Below are 1,020 nucleotides of genomic sequence, written 5' to 3'. Positions count from 1 at the left end.
TGTTTCCAGGTAATGACTCCAACTTATTGATAGTGTTTTATGTTCAGATAATGCCCGATGACTTTGTCATGCAGCTCCACCGATTTTGAGAACGACAGCGACTTCCGTCCCAGCCGTGCCAGGTGCTGCCTCAGATTCAGGTTATGCCGCTCAATTCGCTGCGTATATCGCTTGCTGATTACGTGCAGCTTTCCCTTCAGGCGGGATTCATACAGCGGCCAGCCATCCGTCATCCATATCACCACGTCAAAGGGTGACAGCAGGCTCATAAGACGCCCCAGCGTCGCCATAGTGCGTTCACCGAATACGTGCGCAACAACCGTCTTCCGGAGACTGTCATACGCGTAAAACAGCCAGCGCTGGCGCGATTTAGCCCCGACGTATCCCCACTGTTCGTCCATTTCCGCGCAGACGATGACGTCACTGCCCGGCTGTATGCGCGAGGTTACCGACTGCGGCCTGAGTTTTTTAAATGACGTAAAATCGTGTTGAGGCCAACGCCCATAATGCGGGCTGTTGCCCGGCATCCAACGCCATTCATGGCCATATCAATGATTTTCTGGTGCGTACCGGGTTGAGAAGCGGTGTAAGTGAACTGCAGTTGCCATGTTTTACGGCAGTGAGAGCAGAGATAGCGCTGATGTCCGGCGGTGCTTTTGCCGTTACGCACCACCCCGTCAGTAGCTGAACAGGAGGGACAGCTGATAGAAACAGAAGCCACTGGAGCACCTCAAAAACACCATCATACCCTAAATCAGTAAGTTGGCAGCATCACCGAATTTTCAGCCCGGATGTTTCACGTACCTATGTCGAATATCTGGCCGATAAGGTTGCGGATCGAGAAGAGGATGCAGAGGAATATCTGGAAGCAATCATGGAGGCTCGTGTTACCGTTGCTGGCATGGGGCTGGTGATGGAGGTGCAGGATTACTTCGATGGCGAGGCCGATAGACTGGCGAAGGCGTGGCTGGCCGAGTACACACCGCAAATCAAGTCGTTGAAAGATGAGCGTAAAGAGGC

1 protein-coding gene is annotated in these 1,020 nt (G+C 53.0%); it reads right to left on the bottom strand.

Annotation, left to right across the window (positions count from 1 at the left end):
- Positions 1-23: 23 nt before the first annotated feature.
- Positions 24-721, bottom strand: a protein-coding gene (locus tag M44_RS18860; RefSeq protein ID WP_094096600.1) for an IS1-like element IS1A family transposase whose coding sequence is annotated in 2 segments (ribosomal slippage) — positions 24-472 and positions 472-721 — 699 coding nt in all. Because the reading frame shifts where the segments join, the coding sequence is not laid out codon by codon here.
- Positions 722-1,020: the final 299 nt, after the last annotated feature.

The organism is Bacillus coahuilensis m4-4 (assembly GCF_000171615.1).
Taxonomy (GTDB): Bacteria; Bacillota; Bacilli; order Bacillales; family Bacillaceae_K; genus Bacillus_T; species Bacillus_T coahuilensis.
This window is presented reverse-complemented; position numbering and strand designations above follow the sequence as displayed.